The sequence below is a fragment of the Sediminibacillus terrae genome (assembly GCF_009602435.1).
GTDB lineage: Bacteria > Bacillota > Bacilli > Bacillales > Amphibacillaceae > Sediminibacillus > Sediminibacillus terrae.
This window is the reverse complement of sequence record NZ_VZDQ01000025.1, coordinates 40,549-62,129: the sequence shown is the minus strand read 5'-3', so window position 1 is coordinate 62,129 and position 21,581 is coordinate 40,549. Positions and strand designations below refer to the sequence as shown.

The 21,581-nt window shown below is 38.7% G+C and carries 19 protein-coding genes; all 19 read right to left on the bottom strand.

What is annotated here, in order from left to right; genetic code table 11:
* Positions 1 to 111 precede the first annotated feature (111 nt).
* The 19 genes from F6X55_RS13745 to F6X55_RS13655 all read right to left on the bottom strand — a co-directional run bounded on the left by F6X55_RS13745 (position 112) and on the right by F6X55_RS13655 (position 21,573).
* A complete protein-coding gene (locus F6X55_RS13745) occupies positions 112 to 1,572 on the bottom strand; it encodes a UDP-N-acetylmuramoyl-L-alanyl-D-glutamate--2,6-diaminopimelate ligase (protein WP_153464197.1) in 1,461 nt (486 codons plus the stop codon).
* An 18-nt stretch (positions 1,573 to 1,590) separates the two neighbouring features.
* Positions 1,591 to 2,595 carry a C39 family peptidase gene (locus tag F6X55_RS13740; RefSeq protein WP_153464194.1) on the bottom strand — a complete coding sequence of 335 codons (1,005 nt, stop codon included), beginning with the start codon at positions 2,593 to 2,595 and terminating at the stop codon, positions 1,591 to 1,593.
* 134 nt (positions 2,596 to 2,729) lie between these two features.
* Entirely contained in the window at positions 2,730 to 4,556 is a 1,827-nt protein-coding gene (asnB, locus tag F6X55_RS13735; RefSeq protein WP_153464192.1) for an asparagine synthase (glutamine-hydrolyzing), read from the bottom strand.
* A 397-nt stretch (positions 4,557 to 4,953) separates the two neighbouring features.
* Positions 4,954 to 6,132, bottom strand: coding sequence for a D-alanyl-D-alanine carboxypeptidase family protein (locus F6X55_RS13730; RefSeq protein WP_153464190.1), 1,179 nt, complete (start codon positions 6,130 to 6,132; stop codon positions 4,954 to 4,956).
* 416 nt (positions 6,133 to 6,548) lie between these two features.
* A complete protein-coding gene (locus tag F6X55_RS13725) occupies positions 6,549 to 7,490 on the bottom strand; it encodes a toprim domain-containing protein (RefSeq protein WP_153464188.1) in 942 nt (313 codons plus the stop codon).
* A gap of 58 nt (positions 7,491 to 7,548) precedes the next feature.
* On the bottom strand, positions 7,549 to 9,042 hold the full coding sequence (locus F6X55_RS13720; RefSeq protein WP_153464186.1) for an ImmA/IrrE family metallo-endopeptidase: 1,494 nt from the start codon (positions 9,040 to 9,042) through the stop codon (positions 7,549 to 7,551).
* Positions 9,029 to 9,310: a hypothetical protein gene (locus F6X55_RS13715; RefSeq protein ID WP_153464184.1), complete on the bottom strand. Its 282-nt coding sequence runs from the start codon at positions 9,308 to 9,310 to the stop codon at positions 9,029 to 9,031. The genes F6X55_RS13720 and F6X55_RS13715 overlap by 14 nt, the downstream gene beginning before the upstream one ends.
* A 42-nt stretch (positions 9,311 to 9,352) precedes the next feature.
* Positions 9,353 to 9,781 carry a hypothetical protein gene (locus F6X55_RS13710; RefSeq protein ID WP_153464182.1) on the bottom strand — a complete coding sequence of 143 codons (429 nt, stop codon included), beginning with the start codon at positions 9,779 to 9,781 and terminating at the stop codon, positions 9,353 to 9,355.
* An 11-nt stretch (positions 9,782 to 9,792) separates the two neighbouring features.
* Positions 9,793 to 10,956, bottom strand: a complete 1,164-nt coding sequence (gene mobP2 / locus F6X55_RS13705) for a MobP2 family relaxase (protein ID WP_153464180.1) — start codon at positions 10,954 to 10,956, stop codon at positions 9,793 to 9,795.
* Positions 10,953 to 11,210, bottom strand: a complete 258-nt coding sequence (locus F6X55_RS13700) for a hypothetical protein (protein WP_153464177.1) — start codon at positions 11,208 to 11,210, stop codon at positions 10,953 to 10,955. The genes mobP2 and F6X55_RS13700 overlap by 4 nt, the downstream gene beginning before the upstream one ends.
* Before the next feature lie 250 nt (positions 11,211 to 11,460).
* Positions 11,461 to 12,324 carry a hypothetical protein gene (locus tag F6X55_RS13695; protein WP_153464174.1) on the bottom strand — a complete coding sequence of 288 codons (864 nt, stop codon included), beginning with the start codon at positions 12,322 to 12,324 and terminating at the stop codon, positions 11,461 to 11,463.
* Positions 12,321 to 12,899 (bottom strand): hypothetical protein, encoded by a 579-nt coding sequence (locus tag F6X55_RS13690; protein WP_153464172.1) that lies wholly within the window; start codon positions 12,897 to 12,899, stop codon positions 12,321 to 12,323. The genes F6X55_RS13695 and F6X55_RS13690 overlap by 4 nt, the downstream gene beginning before the upstream one ends.
* Positions 12,900 to 12,914: 15 nt before the next feature.
* On the bottom strand, positions 12,915 to 14,015 hold the full coding sequence (locus F6X55_RS13685) for a lysozyme family protein (RefSeq protein ID WP_153464169.1): 1,101 nt from the start codon (positions 14,013 to 14,015) through the stop codon (positions 12,915 to 12,917).
* 2 nt (positions 14,016 to 14,017) lie between these two features.
* On the bottom strand, positions 14,018 to 15,940 hold the full coding sequence (locus tag F6X55_RS13680; RefSeq protein WP_153464167.1) for a VirB4 family type IV secretion system protein: 1,923 nt from the start codon (positions 15,938 to 15,940) through the stop codon (positions 14,018 to 14,020).
* Between the two features lie 3 nt (positions 15,941 to 15,943).
* Positions 15,944 to 16,603 carry a hypothetical protein gene (locus F6X55_RS13675; protein ID WP_153464164.1) on the bottom strand — a complete coding sequence of 220 codons (660 nt, stop codon included), beginning with the start codon at positions 16,601 to 16,603 and terminating at the stop codon, positions 15,944 to 15,946.
* Positions 16,604 to 16,780 (bottom strand): hypothetical protein, encoded by a 177-nt coding sequence (locus tag F6X55_RS13670; RefSeq protein WP_153464161.1) that lies wholly within the window; start codon positions 16,778 to 16,780, stop codon positions 16,604 to 16,606.
* A gap of 11 nt (positions 16,781 to 16,791) precedes the next feature.
* A complete protein-coding gene (locus F6X55_RS13665; protein WP_153464159.1) occupies positions 16,792 to 17,106 on the bottom strand; it encodes a DUF5592 family protein in 315 nt (104 codons plus the stop codon).
* A gap of 35 nt (positions 17,107 to 17,141) precedes the next feature.
* Positions 17,142 to 19,052, bottom strand: a complete 1,911-nt coding sequence (locus tag F6X55_RS13660; RefSeq protein WP_153464154.1) for a pLS20_p028 family conjugation system transmembrane protein — start codon at positions 19,050 to 19,052, stop codon at positions 17,142 to 17,144.
* Between the two features lie 31 nt (positions 19,053 to 19,083).
* A complete protein-coding gene (locus F6X55_RS13655; protein WP_153464151.1) occupies positions 19,084 to 21,573 on the bottom strand; it encodes a VirD4-like conjugal transfer protein, CD1115 family in 2,490 nt (829 codons plus the stop codon).
* Between the last annotated feature and the right edge of the window lie 8 nt (positions 21,574 to 21,581).

Genomic DNA, 21,581 nt, shown 5'->3' with positions numbered 1-21,581 from the left:
ATTTAATAGCATGGAAGATATTACAGTAAGAGCATGTCAAAAGTTATGTTAAACATCTTATATAATCAATAAATATAGTTCAGTTAAGAAGTCGCTAACACTTTAATTTTGTTATTCTTCTTTTTCATTTAAAAAATACAACGCAGCCTCTTCATCATCTTGAACAGGATAATAATAACGTTGTTGGTACTTCTCATACCCCTTACCTGTAATGAGAATCCAGTCTCCTGTTTCGGCCATATTTATGGCACTTTCAATTGCTAATGTACGATCTGTTATCACCTTTCCCTTTTCATTCCCATACTTTTCTTGAAGTCCAATTAAAGTATTCTTCATCTCTATCTGGGAAACAGAGTTAAGATCATCGAAGGTAAGGATATAACAGTCACTCATCTCAGATGAGATTGATATCATCTCCCTTCTTTTGGTCGTGTCTCTGTCCCCTCTAAATCCAAATACATGAATAACCTTGTTCGAAACCTGCTCTCTCACTGTATTCAAGCAGTGAAAAAGAGCATCGGGAGTATGAGCATAATCAATGATCAGGGTAGCTCCATTATTAAGATGTTTAACATTAAATCTGCCCTCTACACCTTCAAAACGTTCAATCGATTGGACGATACCTTCTTTCTCAACTCCTATTTGTTTCGCTGTCCCATAAGCTATCGCGATGTTATACATGTTATGAAGTCCGTACAGCAAAGGTTTTATCGAAATTATTTCGTTATTTTCTTTCAAAAGTAAACTCCTTGGGTTAGAAGCATAGCTTTCCAGTTTCACATCCCTTTTCCCATATTCACCTATGGTTATCGTGGGGACTCCATGACCCACAAGCTGACTCGCCAATTGCTGGCCCCAATAATCATCCGTGTTAACGATAGCTTTTCCGTCTTCTTTCAACATCTCAAACAGCTTTCTTTTAGCTTGGAAATAGTCTTCCATAGAACCATGATAATCTAAATGATCATGAGAAAGGTTGGTGAATAAAGCATAATCGAACGAGAGCCCTTCAATTCTATGCTGTGTTAAAGCGTGGGAGGATACTTCCATGACCACCACATCATCTTTACTTCCGGCTAATAGTCTATTTATTTCTAGTAAGTTAGGTGTGGTATTGATTGTTGGATAAACCTTTCCATTAATAATGTTTTTTGTGCTACCGAAAAAAGCACAAGAAGATCCATTATTTTCTAAAATATGTGTTATAAGAGAACTGGTGGTGGTTTTACCGTTTGTACCTGTGACGCCTATTAGTATCTTGCCATCCGTAGGAAAGTCATAATAATGGTCACTAATCAACCCTAAAGCTTTACGACTATTCTCCACTTGAAAATAGGGAACAGATAAATTCGGCCACTTTTCTTCCCCGATGATCGCACAAGCTCCATTATCAATCGCTTGTTGAATATAAAGATGTCCGTCCTGTTGATATCCTTTGATTGCAACAAATAGATATCCTTCCTGGACATCTTGTGATTTATAGGATATTCCCCTTATAATCGTTTTGGAGTGTTCCATTACACTGTCTCTTGTCTTGCTATTCAGGATGGCCCCTACTTCATGAAGTTCCATTCTTGTACTCCTTTAAAATCATTGTATAATTACGGCTCTACTGCCCATTTCTTTGTAACTTTTGAATAGTTTCTCTTCTTCATATACGACTTCACCCTTAAGTGGATTCATTACATGTACCTTGCCATTTTCCCATCCAGTTAATACCATGGCGTGTAAATTAGTATAAGATGAATGGAATTTTTCTGTCCCATACATATACCATCCTCCACTTTTAACAGGTGTTGAAAGATCTAGCGTCGTCCACACCATAACTGGAGTGCCGGTCTCAATGTAATTCAATATTTCTTTTTTAGAGCTACCGCTGACTTTTTTTGCAGTCAAATTTTTATCCGTGGATGCGATTAACTGGTTTGCTGCGTCCACAATCGGATCCTCAAAAACATACCATCCACTATTTTCACTTCTAGGATTACCTCCATATGCCTTATCAGGATTAGCCCCAAACCGTTTGCCTTCCTTGTAGCTAAATGGTTTTTTTATGAGATAGTCATCGGACATCGTAACTTTTGTTACATCGATTCCTTCGTAGTTAAGAATTGATGTAATCGAAGTTATTTCACATCCATTTGGAAATTCAGGTTCCTGCATAACTGTAGGAAAGTCTAAAAGGGTGGGTTTCCTTTCTTCATATATTTCAAGTATAACTGGGGTTTTGGAAAGAGAGTGTCGATAGAGTTTTCCATTCTCTAAAGGTAACGGTCCACGTTTTCTATCAGGTGAGGTGACAATAACTTTATAGGATTTACCAGCTGTCAGCGGCCCCGTTTGTATTCTTCCCAAATCATCTGTTCGTTCAGAAGCTTTTAGGTCACCTTTTTCTTTATCTTCCAAGACCACGGTGTAGTTTTTAAGAGGTTGGTTATTTCTGTTGTTTCTCAATATGAAATTCCCCTCTGACTGAATCACCCTCCCCCCTGGCATATCCCTTGCTCCTTTACTTGTTTTATCACAAGGTAAAGCTATAACTAATACACCTATACACAAAGTAGGAATCAGAATATATACCCATTTTTTTCTCATCGAATTCCTCCCTGTTTATGATTAAAGATCCATAGAAAATTTTAATAAAAGCTCTCCTAAAAAAGGAGAGCTTTTGTATATAGGGCGTTTTGTGGAGGCATCAGTAAAAATTTCCAATACGAACTTAGAAGCGATTAATATTCTTCAAAGTACTTTTTGTACCAAACAAGAAACATAAATACCGTCCAGACTTTACGAGCATTGTTCGCTTTTCCTTCGTAATGGTCATTTAGAAGTTCTAAAAGTCCATTCTTATTAAAGAATTTCTCTGCATTTGAGCTTTCAAAATAAGACTTTATCGTTTTATAATACTTCTCATTCCGAATCCAATTCCTAATGGGAACCGGGAAACCAATTTTTTTACGATTTGCTGATTCTTCCGGCAGCGCACGTGCTGCTGATAACCTAAGAGCGTATTTTGTATCGATCTCATTCACACGATATTTATCTGGTATTTTCGCTGCTGTTTCCATCACTTTCTTATCTAAGAAAGGTACCCTTAATTCAAGAGAATGAGCCATACTCATTTTATCGGCTTTTAATAAAATATCATCAACAAGCCAAAGATGGAGATCTAAGTACTGCATTTTTGTCAGGTCGCTTTTATCTTTCACCTGATCAAAATAAGGCTGTACAATATCCTTAACGGATGGAGCATTTTTATAGTCTTCTTTTAAGAGAGCTGTTACATCAGTTTCTTTGAAGATATTTGCTTGGCCAATAAACCATTCTTCGGCAGGGAGACCTCCTCGAACAAGAAAATTCTTTCCTTTGATATCAGGCAATTGCTTCGCTGCTTGACCTAAAGGCTTACGCACCCATAGAGGAAGTTTTCTGTACTTTCTCAAAGGCGCTGTCGTTTCATACTCGGCATACCCCCCGAATAATTCATCGGCACCTTCCCCTGAAAGCACGACCGTCACATCACGACTTGCAAGCTCTGCTAAGAAATAGAGTGGTACAATTGATGGATTGGAATGAGGCTCATCCATCATGTATTGAATATCTTCCAGTTTTTCAAAGCAGAGTTCAGGATCTAAAACTTCATTTACGTTCTCAATTCCTAGATTATCTGAAAGAGCCTTGGCATTATCAATTTCTGAGAAGCTTCTGTCACTAAATCCTACAGTAAACGTTTTATTAGGCTTTAAGACTGAAGCCACATAACTTGAGTCTACCCCACTGGATAAAAATGAACCCACTTTTACGTCACTAATTTTGTGCGCTTGTACAGATTCCCTTATGACATCATCAATTTCACCAACAAGTTCTTCGAGAGGCTGATCGGATTCATTAAATTCTGGTGACCAATAACGTTCTACTTTCAGTTCACCATTTTGATACGTCATATAGTGCGCAGCAGGTAATTTATAGACCCCTTTGAAAAAGGTCTCATTTGAGACAGGGTATTGAAACGTCAAATATGGCTTTAATGCCTTTTCATTAAATTCCTTTTTAAATTCCGGGTGAGGCAAAAAGCTTTTAATTTCAGAACCAAAAAGCAACGTGCCATCCATTAACCCATAATAAAAAGGCTTAATTCCAAACATATCGCGCGCAGCAAACAACTTCTTCTCTTGTTTATCCCAAATGACAAAGGCAAACATTCCCCTTAACTTTTCCACCAGATCTTCTCCATATTCTTCATACCCATGGATTAGAACCTCACTATCCGTGTGCGTTTGGAAAATATGCCCTTTTGAAATAAGTTCTTCTCTCAGCTTAGGGAAGTTATAAATTTCCCCATTAAATATCAGAACGAGTAATCCATCTTCATTATAAATCGGTTGACTTCCATGATCTAAGTCAATAATACTTAATCGTCGGAAGCCAAGCGCAGCCTCTTTGTCTAAAAACACTCCTGATGAATCTGGACCTCGATGAATAATACGCTCGATCATCTGTTCTATAACCGCCAAATCGTTATTTGTACTTCCAATAAATCCTGTAAACCCACACATTTACTCTTCTCCTCCACTATTTTACTAGCTTTATTATTCTAATGAAAAAATATGGAGAAACTATGAAGAAGGGTAAATTATTTGAGTAGTTTTTTATTTTCTTTGAACACTGTTACCTTAGTAGCCAAGTTTGATTTTAAAAGCATAAAAGTATTAAGAGTATGACCTTAATGATAGAAACTCTAAAACTTTTCGACAACTAACTATACGTTCAAATAAATTAGATAAATGCAATTACTTAAATCACCATCGTGAATATTCAAAAAAAAATGATTAACTTCAACTGATTTGTAAAGTGTATGGGCTTGTCTCTATTTATCATTACTTGATAAATCAGTTTTCACATCATTGTAGCGCTAAGTTACACTTATATTTAAGAAAAGATATTATTAATTCTTTAACATTTGAAAGGTTGGCCCAAAAATGTACTCTTTTTAATCAAACGATAACTTCCTGGGCAGGTTATTGCCGGGTACTTCTGATTATGAGCTTGAAAATCACTAGGGCCTTGAACATTTGCTGTATTAATAGAAAATAAATTCTCTAAAATTGGCAATTTAGGTGCGACCTTTTCTAATTCAACTGAAGATAACACTTTTCCTTGAGCTGTAGAAATAATTAAATCCCCTGAGCTTTCAACCGTTTTTTCAATTTTATCTACTTTTAAGTGTGTGTACGATAGCGTTTTAGGAAGTCGATATTCTTCCTTTAAAAGTGTAAATGTACTTCCTTTTTCAAGAGTTGATGTCTGAAAATTATTAAATCCATAGTCAAGTAACTTTTCTGTATCCTCATACGCTTGATTTTGATTTACAGTCTTTAACGTAATGACAATTAAGCTTGTTTGACCTCTAGTAGCACTTGTAGCTAGAGTAAACCCTGCTTGATTTATATAACCAGTTTTTCCACCCGTTATACCTTTATAAGGATTTTCTCTCATCAATTTATGATGAGTGTAAAGGGTGGTGTTCCAAGACTCACTCTTCCAGACAAGCCTCTTAGTACCGAATATAGTGTTAAATTGATCATTCTTCATGGCGTATTGTGTAATTCTTGCCAAGTCCTTTGCTGTAGTCATGTGAAGTCTATTAAATAGTCCATGAGGATTATAAAACGTCGTATTTTTTACGCCTACCTTATTTTCGAGGTATATGTTTAGATCAGCCGTAAATTGAGCAACATTATCACTCAAATGCTCAGCAATAGCAACACCTGCATCGTTCCCAGAGTTAATTAATAGGCCTTGTACAAGCTGTCTAAGTTTTATCTGGTCACCCTCTTGAATGTAAACACTTGATCCGGCAGTTTCACTCGCTTTTTTACTAACAGTTACCCGTTCATCAAGGTCTCCGTTTTCAATCGCGTAAATAGCAGTAGCAATTTTAGTTAGGCTCGCAGGATACATTCTTCTTTCTGCATTTTTTTCGTAAATAATTTCACCTGTATTTTTTTCTAATACAATAGCCGATTCACTAGAAATCGCTGGAGGTGTGACATCTTTTTCCGCGTTTATTGTGGGCGAGAATGCAACATAAAAAGTAAAATAGACTAGGATAGTTAAAACAGATTTCTTCATTGATATGACTCCTTGTTTTGTATTTTATATTTTAAGAATGACAATAAACCTAACGTCATACGAACATCTTGCAAGCTAATTATAGAGGTAAATCCATTATATTTTGACAAAAGTCGACTAAATTTAACAAAAATGTAACACGATTCACTTTGCTTTTTATAAAACACAAAAACTCTCAAAAGTTCACTAGACTTTTGAGAGTTTACTCGGATGTATTAAGAAATGTTTCCAGGAATCAATTCGTGTACGACATCATATCGTTATTTACTTATCCACTTTTATCACTTTAGTGCATGTGAACACTACTTTACGATAAGCATCAAGGATACGTAATACATATGGAACTAGTCCAGGTTAGTCGTTACTATATTACGGAACACACCTTCGAGAAGTTAAAATCCTATATTTAAATTATTCTATCCTTCTCTATAACTCTTTTTGTTTTGAGGCATAAAACTTTGGATTTGCAGCTTGGTCTTCTTGATCACCTCCATATTCCAATCTTTATTAATAGGAAAATCAATTTTAGCTATAGTGTCTGTCATTAGCTGATGATACCTGTTAGCAAACTCTCTTCCAGCCTTATCATTATCTGTACAAAAAGTTATCTGCTTCACCTTATGACCTTCTTTGCCCATCCGTTTTATTTCACCAATCATGGTCTGCCGCTTAAGCCCAGACATGGAAACTAACCGAGTGTTCTGCAGTTTTTCCTTCTTAATACTCCAATAGGACAACGCATCAATTGGGCTTTCAAAAAGATAAATAGAATGTGGTTTACCAATATCAACTGAGAACCCAGCCGAACCATGGCTGTTCCTATCAATCCCTTTAAACATTCTCCCATCTTTCATAGGAGAAGTACCTTGTCGATCTGCCCCTACGATCTCTCCCTGCTGCTTCCACTTAAATACTACATTTCCGAGCTTATCCTGCGCGATTAAATCTTTGCTATCAAGCCAATTGACAATTTTCGGATGAATCTTACGTTCATTCGTAAGATAATTTTTAGCCTTTGTCCTATCATTCACTTCATAATGAGAAGGGTATTGATAAGGCTTTTTAGGCTTTTGCTCTTGAAAATTATCTTTCACTTTATAACCTTGTGCATTCAGATCCAGAACAGCCTCCGGAAAGCTCATGCCATAAAACATTTTCGCAAAGTTAATGACTCCAGCTCCTTTTTCATCTTTCGAGTTCCAAGCATACATTTGGTCTTTAATCACTAGGCTGTCATGCACTTGATGTCGGTAGTACCTCCCTTCTCTCTTCAATGGTTCTCCCTTACGCTCAAGATAGTCTATGAGATCCACATTACGAGCAACTTCCACTTGGTCCGCGCTTACATGTTTGGCCATGCAGCACTTCCTCCTTTCTAAAATTAGATATAAAAAAAGACAGGGAGAAACTCCCTGTCTAACGTTCAACCTCTATTTTTTCCTTTTGCTTTTCCTCCTGGTGAAAAGCCCCCTTGTTATCCTTTCCATTCTTCATTTCCGAACTGGTGCTTTCCATCCCTTTCTCTTCATGAAATTCGCGATCCAGCTTACTTTCTATTTGAGATAGTCGCTGCTCTCCACGATCCGTTAAAGGTAGCTCTTTCAATTCTTGAAGAGATTCCTTTTTAATTTGGTACACCTCTTCTTTACTGTGAGTCTCTTGATAAGCACGCATCTGATTTAAACGGTCTTGCCGGTCATTGTTTTCTTCTTTATCCAATTCTTTTCCAACTGTCGGTTCAATAAAGTTCATGAGCTCTTTTTTATAAGCATCTTTGAAGTCATGATGAGAATATTCCTCATCGGCCTTTTCCTTCTTAACAAATGGCCCGTTATCCTTCTCAGCCTTTCTCACTTGGCTTCTGTACATATCTCGAAGCTTTTCTGAAGGTAACTTCTCCCCTTCTTGTTTCTCCTCTTCCACTTCATGTTTTTGTTCTTTAGCATCCATACTTTTCTCCCCTTCCTTTTCTTGTTCCATTGATTCTTCAATGGTCATAATGAATTCTTTAGCTGTTGACTGAACTTCTTGTAGTAGCTTTTCATGGTCTTTAAATTCATGGTCCTTGGTCCAGTGATGCAGATAATCCAATGAGTAGTCACTGGTATCGATTTTGAAATAAGAAGCAACGGTATAAGCAGTCATTTCCGCCTGAAACTCTTTCTCCGGCTTGGTATAGTCATTCATGTTTTCTTCTGTATGAAGTTTGGCATGAGTTAGTTCATGTAACAGCGTCTTTGTGTCCTGACGCTTCGAATTACGCGGATTAAGAGCTACTTCTCCCCGCCCGGTATAACTCACTCCTTTGGCTGCCCCTAACTCTTCATAAGGCTCTACAATTCGTATGTTATTTTTCTCAGCTATATCCTCCATCCCTCTTCGAAGCTGACTGTAGTTTTCAACCTGTCCATCAATCCATTTGTTAGGAAAGATCTGGGGTAAATCCTTTTGAGTGGCTGATGTTTGAGAGATATCAAACACACTTCCTGTAGAATAAACAAGACGGCCATCTCGTTTGTCGAGTTGACCGTCTTTAACTAATTGCTTTTCTTTTTTCGTCGCATACTTTAGAGGTTTCCATTCGCCCTCTTCATTTTGAAATTGCTGACCTAATCGATTGGGTACAAGAATCTTTAAACTTTTCTCTCCTTTGTTTACTGGAAATCCTTTTTCTTTCCAGAATGCATAGGAACCTACTGCTTCAGCACCTGGAAACTGAGAATCAATTAACGCTGTATTGCGTGGGGAATATCGGTGGAACTTCCCCATAAAGTTTAGATACTCTTTCATTTGTTCAGGAGAATGAAAGTGATTGGAGATGCTCTTTTCCATTCCCTCCGTCAATTGATTGATCTCTTCTTTCACCTGTTCCGGCGTTTTCTTTTTATAAGGTTGTTTAGTCTTTACCATGATCTTCAGCTCCCTCACTGATGTTCATGAGCTCTTCCATTTCCTCTTCGTCATAGTTTGGTTGGGTATCTAGAATTAGTTCCTTCGTTGATTTATTAAATGGAATGAGAAGGTTCTCTTGATTCACTAAATGTTGTTCAAGATCAGACATTTCTTCATCATTTAATTTTAGACTATATTCCTCTTGGCCCACTTCCATCACAAGCTCGTTATTATCGCTTAATCGATTAAAAACTCCTACCTCATAATTGCTATTAAATAAAAGCATTTTCTTTCACTCCTTTGGTTTATAAATTTACACTTAATATCATTAGTTTGATTGTGATTGGGTCTCTGCGACACTAATTCTCTTTTGACGCTGGTGACTGATTCTTTCTTCGACTGCTTGTCTCGCATCCTTCATCGCTTGGCTCTCAAAGATCGGTGTCGTAACACAGTTTTCTAAGTTTTGATCCATCGCAAAACCATTCATTAATTCAAGAAGTACTTGCGTATTTTTATCGCTTCGATTGGCTGCTAACCGCAACCTTTTCACTTCTTCAGAAAATACGTCTTGGAAACGTTGAGCCATCAAACTCATGAGATATTCTTGTGATTGTTCCTTCGCATTCTGTGCTTCCCATTCCTCAATCATACGATCCAAAGCTTCACCTGGATAACGAATATGGTGCTGTTCCTGATACTCTTTAATTAACGCAATTGTCTCTTCATGCAACGTGACATTTTGACGTTTTCTCATTCATGGACCCCCTACCTTTCTCTTTCAATTTCTCGTTCTAACTTTTGATGATCCAAGTCATTGATAAACTGGTCATACGTTTGTCCCAATGAACGTTGAATGCTTCTTAAGGAACGTTGCAATTGAATTCCTGATGGCATGGACTTATAAGAGGAATTTGTTTGTATCGTTTGCCTAGGATACTGCTGGTGTTCGTACCGTTTCATTTCTTGTAAGAACGCATTGCCCATTCGTTTATAGAGATCATCCATCTTGTTTTGCTTGTAATGTTGGTATCGCTTCTTATCCTTAGACCCATCCCCGTAGGCCCGTTTTAATTCATTCACTTCTTGATCCAATTTATCATGCAGCTGCTTCATATCTTTGCCATGATACTTATCTAAATATCTTGTCGTTAGTTCATCAATCTTCGGTCGAATATGATTCAGCGTTTGATAGCCATAGTGCCACTGTCGCTTATCCTCTGGCAAGTGATTATACACGTCGAGGAACAGAGGTTTTATTTCTCTATTGCTCCATTTCATGCTGCTATTTTCTTTCTTTGCATTAACCATGTGGTCACGAATCAACGTGTTAATTTGATTTCGTTCTTGCGTTCGATCTAACAATCCATTCACGACTTCACTTTTCATCGCGTCTAATGTTTTCGGTTTTCGCTTTCCACGGTCACGAGTCGGATTGGGTTCGACTGTAGCCACATGAATATGAATGTTATCGGTGTTATAGTGAATAGCCGCCGACCAAACCGCACTCTTTTGCAATCCCTCTTTTTTCATCATGGCCTGCATAGATTTCCGTGTTACTTGCTTCAAAGCATCTTCATCTAAGGTGTGTGTCTTTGAATCATAAACGCCTCGTTTTTGAAGCCAATCATTATCAAATGTAATGACATCTTGCCACATGATACTGTTCTTCTTTTGAGCCTGTTCAAATAATGATTTAATCCCCTGTTTTGCTTCCACCGATAAACGATTCGATTGCTGAGTAAACAAGGCAGATGTTTTATCTGGATCGTCCATGTAGTGATTATATAAACTAAACAAGGAGCTATAAGCTTCCCCTTTTCCTTTCGCTTCTTCACGGTCCACGTATTGCACATAATCCTGAAATCCTTTCTTATTCGCTGTCACAAATTTTGTTTTTAAAACCACTCCAGGCGTTACGGTTTCACTCATGCTTCTTCACCTGGTTCTTCAATCTGTAAAAGATCATTCATTTCTCGAATCGCTGTATAACAATGAGCCATCGTTTGAATGTTTCGATCGACTAATTGCTGGAGTCTTTGTTCCCGATTGTTCTCTTCTCGAAAGACAGCTAACTGATGCAACTGAGCATGTAAAAACTCTTGCCGACTTATCCCTTTTTCTTCCGCAAGTTCGTCAATTCGTTGAACGGTTTTTGGATCCATATAACGAATTCTTACTTCCATTACAATCACTCCTTTTGATGAAGTTCCTAAAACTAGTGAATAAAGAGAAGAGCATAAGGGGTTTTTGTTCCCACTTGGCGTGTGAATCCCGGCAGAGCCGGGCAAAACGAGGGAACAAGAAAATCTCCAGATGTGCGGTCGCTGTGAGGCTAAAACAGGAACGTTCATTCGTGTATTCGCCGTGATGTGTGGTCCCTGCACAGGAGATGTGCGGCCCCTGTGTTGTCCTTAATAACAACCTTCGTCCTTTTTAGTTCGAAATCATTTCTCTTTTTTCTTCTAACATCTCAATCTTTTCAACGATGGTTTGAATAGTTAGTTCATGTTCAGCTGCCTCTTGATTGATCTGGTCTTTCTCATTTTCTAGGTGATGAATTCTAGCCTCCGTTTGCTTTTTCTCTTCCTCCGTTTCGTAAAGAAGCTCTGATTCTAATTCAACGGTTTTCTGTTCAATTTCTCTGATTCGTTCATCGATCATTTGAATACTTTCCTTCTTCTCTTTTATTGTTTCTTTTGCCTCTTCGATCTGTTCAGATACAGCAGCCACTTCATATTTCTGCTCCGTTAAGATGGTTAATTGTTTGTCCATTTCCACTCTACGTTGATCTGTATAAATACGTGCCAGCTCTTTCTTTTCCTCACCCCCTTTCAAGGAATTTTGAGTACTCTCTTGCGTTAAAAGCGTATTGGCATTTTCCTTATTTAAATCTAAGGCCATTACATCAAAGGAAGGACTTACCTGTTGGATGCTAATGACATATCTGCTTTCATCGTTATACTCAACGTGCGTTGGTAAATCGCGTTTTGGATGCTCTTTTTCCTGAGCCGTGAAGCTTAACTTTTCATCTAATAAAGTGGTTGATTTATTAAGGTTTAAGGTGACAACCATCAACTTTTTCGTTGGATTATAAACCCAGTCTTTTATGGTCAGTTCGCCTGATCCTTGTAAGTTCAGAGGTTCATTGACAGGCGTTTGTTGAACTTTACTCTGCTCTTCATCACCAAATATAAAACCAGAAAACAAGAAAAAAAGAAGCGCCATAGCCATGACGCTTAATCCAATAAGATATTTTTTTGAGGTTCCTTCCGTGATGTGTTTCGTTTGTTTCTTCATGAATAGCCCTCCTCTTCTACGTCTTGAAAATCTGTTATTATCCAGTGCCCTTCTTCTCTATGAGCATTTATTCTGAGGAACACAGGAGACACCTGTTTTTGATCGCTCTGTAAAGAATAGAGCGTGTGTTTAAACTTAACTAATACGCTAGCTTTATTGTTTGTGAGATTACCTGTTTTGATGAATATTTCTACTTCATCCGCCTCCGTTTTCCTGTCTCCTTTATAGGTATCTGTAGGAAAGAAGGTTGCAGCTAAATCTTTACTCATCACCTTGTGTGCTTCTTTTTTCCTTTCTTGGTATGTCTCTTTATCCTGTGTAAAAGCAACCTCTATAAACACAGAAACCTGCTTCACTAAAGCGTCATATCTCGCTTGAATGTCAGCAGGTTCCTGTTTTTGTAACGTCATCTCTAATTCGGTTTTTTCTTCCATAACCTTTTCGTTTTTCACCTTTAATTGATGCAAGCTTTCCTGTAGATCATCACTCGATGCTGTGCGTGCAGCATATATGTTAACCGATGTGAGAACGATTAACAGAACGACAAACAGGACAAAAAGAACACGTCTATTCATCAACGTTCTCCTTTCTTAGAGCCCAAGATAAGGGGCAGGATTCACATCAGAACGATACTGTTTTTTGGTCCGAACTTCAAAATGTAGATGGGGACCTGTAGAGTTTCCTGTCGAACCACACTTGCCTACTTTTGTTCCTTTTTGAATCATCTCCCCGTTTTGTACACTTATCGTATACAAATGAGCATAGTGACTATAAAGTCCCTCATCATGTTTCACAAGAACGTTATTTCCATATCCAGAGTTTTTTCTTACCACTTCAACCACTTGACCGTTATCTACGCTTTGAATAGGCGTTACGGCGTTCGTACAAGCAAAATCAATACCTCTATGCATGTCCGGTGTACCATCAAAGGGATCTGAGCGCATTCCGTAATTAGATGTTTGTGTGAGTGCTCCTTCAACGGGCATAACCCAATCTCCTGTTGGTTGTAAATCTGCTTCAATAACTCCGCCTTTAAGGTAACTTAAAACAGCCTCAACATAACCAATATCCCCATAACAAGCTCCTGTTTCTGCCGACTCAGGTCTAATGCAGGTATACATGCCTGTATGCTTCAATTTCTGGTACTTCATTCTTGAAAATTCGATCGCTAACTCTTTGCTGTATTCTCCATTGTTGTGTTCGTTTGCGTAATCAATAAACCCTCCACCGAAGTTATAAGCTTGGAGGGTTAGCTTAATATCTCCCCCTGCTTTATCCAGCATTTCAGAGAAGTATCGGATCCCGACATTAATACTTCTTTCAGGATCCTCTATCGTGTTTGGAGGTAGACCGAGAGACTCACTTGCTTGCATCACATCATCCAGACGTCCACCAGATTCCTGCATCGTTTTGGCCAAGAGAAGCTCCACATACTTGGACACCCCATACTTTTCAGCATATTCTTCAAACAAAGGACGGTACTCTTCTAGTGCGGCTGAAACTTGCGCTGTTCCATTTACCACATCAATGGACCTCACGTCCTCACTGGAGGAAGACTTTTGATAACCGATCAACCCTGTAATGACTGAAGCATACAAAAGCATTTGTAGAAGGAAAAGAGCTACCAGAATACCAATCAACCAAAGCCATACTTTCCGAGGGACTAACCCCAGGAGGAGGGACCAAGGCATCCTTATGCACCTCCTCCAAACAAGGCTAATTCTTCGTCCGATACCTCTACCTTGAAACGAATGTTTTCAACCGCACGGATGCTTAACATCGTCTCCCCTGTTTGTAGGTAAGGGATATCTTTTAATTCACTTTGGCTTAACTGCCCCATGAATATTTGCTGCATCATCTCTAAGTTGTTACTATCTTGCTGCATAATAATTTTGTATTGGGTCAGTTCAAAAAGCTTCTTGATTTCCTCTACCATACTCTGATCCGAACCCTCAGGAACAAAATCACGGATGGTGTGACTGGCATAGAGAAGAGCACCAAAATACTTCCTGGCCTCTCGGCTAAACTTTGTAAGAAAATCAAGAGCACTCTCACTTTTCTTCTTTGTATTAATGATGTGGTGAGCTTCATCCATCAAGATGAGATATCGTACAGCGTCTTCAAAAGCTAATTCTCCTCGATTATAAGCATCAAACTGAGGTGAACCGTTCGTTAGCATGGAGTCCCACAGGAGGTTGAGTACATTAAACAATTGCGCTTGGAAAACCTCTGCCCTCATTTGCGATAGGCCCCTAAGGGTAAACGTAACGACCTGTTGCTCATCAAAGTGTTCGATGGTTGATACTCCATTGAAGAGATGCGCGTAAGTCTCTACAAGGTTACGAATGTTTAATTCGATGCTTTCCAGGCGTCGTTTCCTTTCCTGACTCAACTTCTCCTTTTGCTTCCCTTCCTTGATATTTTCATAGAGTTGTTCTTCGATAAAGGCAAGAAAATCGGTGAAGATAGGGTACTCATGGACAGAAAGTTCGGTTATATTTGAATTTGAATCATCGTTCCATAAGCCAAGCTTTTCATAGAGCTTTCTTAATAGATTTTCATATTCTTTTAGTTCACTATCATTCGCTTCAGGTGCTAAGAATTTATAGAATGTCGTCAATTTGGATAAATGCTGAGTAAAGGACGTATATTCGTCCTCTGCCGTTCGATACACCTGCAAAGGGTTGATGACCCCATCTGAACCATCGAGAGCAATCTGCTTCCCACCTAAAGCTTCCGTTAACTCCACAAATTCTCCTGTGACATCAAACGTCCGGACCTTATATCCTTTAATCGCATTATCCAGCATGATCTTCTTAAGAGTAGTAGATTTTCCTGCCCCCATCGCTCCTACCATGACTCCGTTATAACTTTTACGCTGCTGATCTCTATGAAAAAGATCAAAGACGACGTTTCCTCCTGTGAGTGTCGTTCCATAGAATGTACCGTAAGGATCGTTTAAGCTAGTAAAATGAAAAGGAAAGCCACCAGCTAACCCTAATGCGGGTATCGGATGACCTTCCCTTTTGTTTCGATAAGTGGATTGTTCTGTATAATTCGTGAGTAGTGATTTCCATTCGAATTCCTGTTCGTTTAAGAAGATAGATCCTCGAAAATTCTCGTCCTGTAAAGTCGATAAGACGACTTTCACTTTGTCTTCCAGCTCTTCTCTTGTTGGTGCACTTACATAATGCCTAAGGTGAACACGTTTAACGATCTCTCCTTCTTCAGACACCTGATTGTACAGCTGCCGCAAATCATCGTAGTTATTTTGCGCTTCTATGATTCCTGCATTATCTTTTTCATTAATCATTCTGGAACTCTGTTCAGCCATCCCTTTGTTCAAACCATCTCGAACTTTGTAACGATCGTCAGAGACAATATCCATCGTAGTAATGACATTCTCCATATTGAAAATAGGCTCTAACCAAAAATCTGAAACATTTTTAGGGAAGGAATAGACATGGACACAAACTTCATAACCGTCTCCTTTCCGGGTGAAGGTTTCGTGAAATTTAATTCCTCCTTGCGGTTGAATATGGGCCAGTAAGAAAGGGTTATATCCTTTTTCTTGTGTTTCTTCGGCATCACTTTTCTTCTTTAAAAATGAGAACATTCCTTAACCCCTCTTTTCTAATTTAGAATTTTGATTGTTTAGCTTATAGAGCAAATCAAGCTTCTTTTCATCGGTTAACTCAATGACCGGAGCGACTCGCCCAAGATAACGCCGACAATTGTTTCTATACTCAGCAAGCTGTTTAAGGCTAGTCGCGTAAATATATAAATAAAATTCTCTATTCGTCCGGTAGGTCTCTAAAAAATGCAGCTCCTCTCTTTTTCTAATTAAAAAGCGTTCATATAGAGGAGCTTTGTTTTGAGCAATCTTGTAATTAATCGCATCCAGTTGTTTTTTCATATTAACCGGAAAATTCATAGATACGATCTTGATATCCGGCGCATACGATTGAAAGAACTTGGCCATCTTCATGATGTCGTATTCGGTTTCCTGGGTAGATGGAGAATAAATATCCTTACTCTGAAGTTGTACCACGTCCATATAGCCCCCATCTCCTTTTAATTGAAAGGATCCTTCCTCGGTCATGTCTTGAATGGGAAGAACCTCAGCTATGGACGGAATGGCCACCTCTCTCTTTTTCTTTTTAACTTTCGACCTTTGCAGCTTCTTGTTTTTCTCAGTAGTTTTTCGTTCATCAAAAAGAGCCATTTTTTCGGAATTGTCTTCTTTAAAGAAAGGGTGGCCTTTCTTATTCTTCTTCATTTAAAGTCCTCCCTCATTTTTCTTTCCTGCTACTTCATGAATCAGGTCAAAAAATACGCCGACCGTCTCATGCTCCCATCCAGACAACCACCGAATCTTCCGTGCTTCTATTTTTGTTAAGTCTCGTCCAAGCTGTTCTTCAAGAAGTGCCTTAAACTTTTGAAACATATTCTTCATCATTTAACTCTTCATATTTGATCACCATTCCTACCATCCTCCCGTTCTTTTTTATCGATGGCACAATAAGCAATTCGGTCCCTTGTGACAGCTAAGAACAAGGCTTTGACCATACGGAGTTTAGGGTTCGTTTTGGGGCGGATTAACCAAGCAACCATCAATATGATCCAAAAAATCGCATAGTACCAAACGAATGAAGAATGAACGACATATCGGAATGTAAAGCCTATGCCGCCTAAGATGAGTACCACAAGTAAGTCTGTAAGATAAAATAAACGGTTGATCTTCAACTCACTTCCAATTTCGGATGGTATCTTGTATTGCAATAAAAACCCTCCTTCATAAAAAAACGCGAACCAAGTTAAGACTCAGGCCCGCGTTTCTTAATTTTATTTATCCAGTTCTCTGTAGTGTTTCGAGATAAGTTATACGTCCGTTTTGCACTCTGAATCTTAGGATTATGATTGAATCGCTCACCAAGGCGATCTTTCATATAATTCCCTATCGTTCGCTGCTCTGTTCTATATTGATTCGGCATCGGAATGTCATCTGTACTTTCTGGAGCTTTCACACCTGATGTTTCTGTTTTTGTGCTTGCAGCTATTTGGTCTGTCTCTTCCTTAGGTTCATTATCGTTCGCATCTAAACGTTCGCTTCCTTTTTCACTACTACCTATATTTCCTTGTCTTGTTTCTTTCATAGGTTTATTAGATAAAGTTTGCTCATAGCTGTGGTTTGGAGATGGGACATCCAATCCTCCTGGGGAGCCTTCTTGTAGAGAGGCCATAGAGGATCTCTTCTCCGGAGAAGGCTGTGATTGCCCCTGATTTTCATGGGTAGCAGGACTATTTATTTCCTCAGATCTTCTGGTTTCCTTTCCTTCCAAAGAACCTTTTTGGCTTTTCTGATTGTATGTCATTGGACTTGGCTCTTTCTTTTGCGAGTTTCCTTGAATTCTATTTCCTTCTTTTGAAGAGAAACTAGATGACGGATCACTTTTTCCATTTGTCTGCGCTTTTCCTTCACCTTTGCGCCCATAGATACCAGCGACTGCTCCAGCTGTTCCGGCACCTGTATTCATCAAGGCTGATACACCACCACTTGTAATAGCTCCTGCAGCTTTCTTCACGGGAGGTCCGAGTGTTTTAGAAGCTAGGTAACCACCCATCGCAACATGCCAGGCATTTTTCAATCCAGCATCTATTCCAAAGAGTTTTTGCACGATATTAGGACCATCAATGACAGCCAAACTTCCTGCAGTTAAAGCAATCAGATACCCAAGTCCTTCAAGATTATTATTTATAAAAGTTGTGTAATACATATACACACGTAAGCTTAAGAAAATCATGATAAGCGAAGCAAAAATGCTTCCAATATTCTTAATGATCGCTTTCAATCGCTGGCCCGTGGATATATCAGAATACGCCATAATTAGCGCCACGATATGATTAAAGCCAAGCTCAAAACAGAGCTTGGCTACTTTAATCGATATTAATATCATGGTAAAAGCCATCACGGAAAGAGTTACGATGGCAGTAAACCAATCCACATGCCACCTGTAATAATTTTCTGGAAGAAAATCAAACAGCCCGCTCTTGCCTAACTCAACAAGTCCTTCTTCACCATTTGATTCTAACCCTACCTTATTCATTACGATTTCTTTCCCTTTAGATGTGAGTTGGTCTCCATTTGCTTTTTCGAATTCCTTAGTCATCGTCTCATTTATAGAAATTTTATCAATGTTACTAGGAGCAACATGGTGCCGGTTTTCCACTTCTGGGTCTTCCCATCCATATTCATCATAGACAGAAATATCCGTAATATGGTCTTCCATTACTCGATCAGAAGTGGTAAAAGAATCTGTTTGTACTTTCGCTACGTCCATTGCATCTCCAGTAAAGTCATTAACTTTCCCCATTCCAAAAGACAACAGAGTAATCGTCATGATCGATATAAATAGGTTCATTGGAATGTCAGATCGATTCTTTTCTTTATTAAAGATTAATCGAAAGCCGATCATTCCCAATGAAATGGCCAGCATGATATAGAGAACAGGCTGGATGGTTTCGAGAAAGTTAGTCACGGGATCGCTCGAAAAGAAATCCGTTAAGGTTAAGACCTGATCAACCATTCCTTCCAGACCATCAACAATCATTTTCAAGAATAATATCGTTCCCCACCCTACGATCCTTAACCCAGATGTAAAGATATTATTCGTTGATAAGACTTCGGAAAACCTTAACAATATCTCTAACAGCTCTTCATCGGACACTCCATCACCACCTTTATTATTTTTCCATTTTTCATCCCTGCTCCACTGGTGTTTCCTGTTCTTCAATTAACTTATCTATTTGTTTGCGAATGTGACTATACACTTGTCGGTTAATTTCTTCATGATCACCTAAAAGCTTTAAGTTATAAAGAAAAGCTTCCATAGGTTCCTCATTCATTTCCTCCTCACTGTGTTCTAAATGAGGAGCAACTTGTTGATGGATCAGGGAGAATGTGCTTTTATCGAAGAACTCACCGACTTTTTCCTTCCTCCACCATTCCGTAGATTGTTCTGAATCACTGAATGGTCCATTTTGCGAGCGATTTTCCATATCCTCTACCGCCTCGTCTGTCTGTGCTTTATTAGAATAGCCAGTTTGAAAATCAATAACTAAGTCTGCTGGATGAACATGGCGGTGTGGGGTCGAAATCTCTTCTTCCGTAATGGATCTACCTGGACGGAATTCTGAACTAAGATACGTGTGAGCATATTTCATACTGTACTTTCCTGTATTATAAATAGGAAAGGCACGAATTTTTCGTCCTCTCTTATCACGTCGTAATAATACTCGGCGTACTACCGTATCTCCTTCCTCTAATTCCTGCAGTTCATTGGCCGTTAGAAGGTCTCTTCCTTCCGTACTTTCCGTTTTCGACTTATCCAGGGAAAAAGTAGATCCAGACCGCGTTTGAGTATTTAACGTTTTCTTTCCTAACTTAGAAGAAAAATAGGAAGCTGAATCATAGTCAGCACTCAATATATAAATTTCATTCCCGCAGTTACCTCGGATGGTCGCTTGTCCATCTTCTCCATACAAGTCTTTTAATTGAGCATAGGATTGAACAACTAAGTGGAAACGAATGTTTCTTCCCAAACATACCGTTATTTTATTTTCCATATCTGCTATCGCAGGCATATTTCCAAACTCATCTAACATGAAGACCACTTCTCGTAAGCATTTTTGTCCTTTGGCAATGGCTGCATTTTTTGATAATACATAATACAATTGGCTAACGAAAATAGACGGTATAGCATGAGTGGACGTATCATAATCCGGTGTGACCATAAACACTGCAATAGGCTTAGTGGAGTAAGTAATTTCTTTCACTTCCATAGTGTTGCTGGCGGACGTGTAAGAAAAATAAACCTTGCCCGTTTCTTCATCTACTTTATCAACCCGAATCGTCGAGCTATCCTTTTGAACTTCTTTATCTTTTGAAGTACCAGGAGCCGAGTTTTGAGAAATAACTAATTGATCACCGACTTCTAATGAGGTTTTAAAGTTAATGGTCCATGTCCCACTCTCACCTGATTGATTGACTTCAGTGGATCCATCCGGGAATGATATCATCACTTTGGAAAAAGGATCACCTCGCCCCTTAATACTTTGACCGAAGCCCACTCTTTTTAAATCTAAAGAGTTTTTTGCTGTCATCTTAGCTGTTTCACTCATTGTAAACTTCGTCAATCCATTCATCGCTGTCGTAAAAATGCTTGATCGAGTATTCCCTTTGGAAAAATTACTCGTTGCATATTGACCTTTCGCTACATGTGATTGGGGTAGTTCTTGGAAAAATTGATCCAATGCATTGTATTCTTGACCCTCTTCATCCATTTCATTTCTGGTCCCTAACTCTGAGAGCATGTTGGCGACCGTGTACATCGTAATTTTTTCTTCCATCCCTTCGGTTATGCTTTTCTCTGTAACCGCAAGGATCATAGCATTTACAAGTGATTTAGCTGAATCATCCCACATAGGTTCTTTAGCATTCGGATTGTGATAAAGCATATGAGTAATGGTTTCGCAAAGCGTTTGAGCTGTAGAATAATCACCATCTTTATATGATTGTTTAACCAGTTCTAGTAAATTAAAGCTCATGCTTTGCATTGGGTTCATTAAGTTTAAAACCTCAACCTCATATCCTCTTCTCTCCAGCGTCTCCCGGCTAGAAGCAAATAACTCCCCTTTGGGGTCATTGATGACTAAAGAAGGCTGATTTTCAGCACGAGTGTAAGCATCTATTGTTGGTATTACATAGGTTTGACCCTTACCACTCCTTGTCGTACCAATAATCAAATTATTGACAGGTGACGGATCAATAAAAGCTTTGTTTCCTTTTCTAGATAACACAGGGCCACCTTGACCTTTATATGGTTGCTTTCGATCAGGAATGGCCTTGTACTGTTGTTGAATTTCATTTCTAGTTGCAAATCTCTGGGAACCTTTTTCGTCCGTGCCTACGGGTTTAAAGTTACTTCTAAGTTTGTAAATCATGTGGGCTATACCGACTAAGCCGATTAAGGCCGCTATTCCATAGTAGAAAGGTTGTTCTTGCATATGAAAATCTGTCAAAAATGAAGCTTTAATTTCTATTGGTTCACTGAATTCTGGGAAAGTCTTTAAGGTTGACCACATGGCATATCCCAAATTCCATACGAAAGTACTGACCAGCATCGTGGATATAAAAAAACAGATGCTTAGGAGAATAAGCACCTGTTTTTTAGCAATGACTGATTTCAAATGAATCA